Here is a 1,886-nt window from a genome sequence, read left to right on the forward strand (position 1 = left end):
AGCGCAGCAGCGGTTCGGTGTTCGACGGTCGGAGGTTGAACCACCAATCGCCACACTCGACCGTCAGCCCGTCGAGTTCGTCCTGCGCACATCCCTCGAACGATTCGCTCACGCGGGCGATCACCGCAGCCGGATCATCGACCTGGGTGTTGATCTCTCCGCTCGTCGAGTAGCGCTCGAACGGTTGCCGCAGCGCACTCAGCTTGGATCCGGAGCGGCCGATCTCGGCCATCACCATCAACGAGGCGATCAGGCCGCTGTCGGCGTTGAAGTTCCGCGCGAAGTAGTAGTGCGCCGAGTGCTCGCCACCGAAGAGTGCACCGGTCTCGGCCATCCGTTGCTTGATGTAGGAGTGGCCGACCCGCGTGCGGACCGGGGTCCCGCCGTGTTCGGTGACGACCTCGGGGACGGCGCGTGAGCAGATCAGGTTGTGCAGGATCGTCGCGCCGGGATGCTGGCGCAGCGTCGCCGCGGCCAGGAGCGCGGTCGTCGTGGATCCGCTGAGTCCGGTCCCGGTCTCGTCGACCACGAACACACGGTCGGCGTCACCGTCGAAGGCGAGGCCGACGTCGAACCCACCGGCGACGACTCGTGCACGGAGGTCGCGCTGGTTCGCAGGCTGCAGCGGATCCGCCGGATGGTTCGGGAACGTCCCGTCGAGCTCGGGATACATGATCTCGAATTCGACACCCTCGAGGCGCTTCAGCACGGCCGGCACGACGAGACCACCCATCCCGTTCGCGGTGTCGGCGACGACGCGCATCGGGCCGATCTCGGACACGTCGATGAAGGTCAGCACGTGGTCGACGAAATCGTCGAGGAGCGACATCTCGGTCCGCTCTCCCACGCCATCGAGCAGTGCCGGGGCCGCGCCGTCGAGCACCTGCTGAGCCGTCGCCTTGATGTCGGCCAGTCCGCTGTCCGCACCGACCGGTCGAGCTCCTGCGAGGCACAGCTTCACGCCGTTGTAGCCGGCGGGGTTGTGCGAGGCGGTGAACATCGCACCGGGCACGTCGAGCGTTCCGGACGCGAAGTACATCAGGTCCGTCGAGGCGAGGCCGAGGTCGACCACGTCGATCCCGTTCTGGGTCAGCCCGTCGGTGAACGCGCGCACCAGCCCGGGGCCCGACGGTCGCATGTCGCGGGCGATGACCACACGATCGGCGTGCTGGGAGTGGACGAAGCGGGCGAATCCGACTCCGAGGGCGTACGCGACGTCAGCATTGAGCTCGTCGTGCACGGTTCCGCGGATGTCGTACGCCTTGACGATCTGGTCGAGGACTGACATGTCGTTGCGCAACGCTAGCGCCGCGTCGTCGACCTGCACGGGAGACGACCGTCGAGCGACCGCTATGGATCCGGCGGATCGTCCGTCGGTTCTGGGGCGGAGACGTCCTCCGGGAAGTCTGCGGTGAGCATCGGGGCCTGGACGGGCGTCGGATCGAGAGGCGGATCGTCGGCGTCCGCCCGTGCCTCGCCGCCATCCGGATCGACGCGTTCGTCACCGGGCCTCGCGGTGGCGCTCGGCGGTCCCCAGTCGGCTCCGGCTCCAACTCCGACATCCGGGACGTCATCATCCTCGGACCGTGAGCGGAAACTCGGGCGGGGACCGGCGAACTCGAGGTCGCCCTGGCGACGCCAGACGAAACACAATCCGATTCCGATGGCGGTGAGCAGGTAGAAGAACCAGTCGAGCGCGACGTGCGCGTCGTAGGTCAACGTCACGTCGGTCTCGGTCGGCACGACGATCATCTGGTTTGCCCCCGCGCGATACGGCCCCTCGGCGCCGGACACCGTCCAGTTCGGGAAGTAGCTCACCTTGACGAGGACGGGGACGCCGACCTGGTCGACGCTGAACTCGACCGTGTCCTCCCCCATCACCACGT

Annotated in this window: 1 protein-coding gene and 1 pseudogene; both read right to left on the reverse strand. The window is 67.6% G+C overall.

The genetic code is table 11. The features are described 5' to 3' along the window. The coding region (gene manB, locus WBV89_RS10910) for a phosphomannomutase/phosphoglucomutase (protein WP_423981376.1) at nt 1–1,288 on the reverse strand (1,288 nt) is incomplete at its 3' end. Nucleotides 1,289–1,350: 62 nt separating this feature from the next. Beyond that, a pseudogene (locus WBV89_RS10915) lies at nt 1,351–1,886 on the reverse strand (hypothetical protein); the annotation flags it as partial.

It is taken from the genome of Ilumatobacter sp., assembly GCF_049588435.1.
Classification (GTDB): domain Bacteria; phylum Actinomycetota; class Acidimicrobiia; order Acidimicrobiales; family Ilumatobacteraceae; genus Ilumatobacter_A.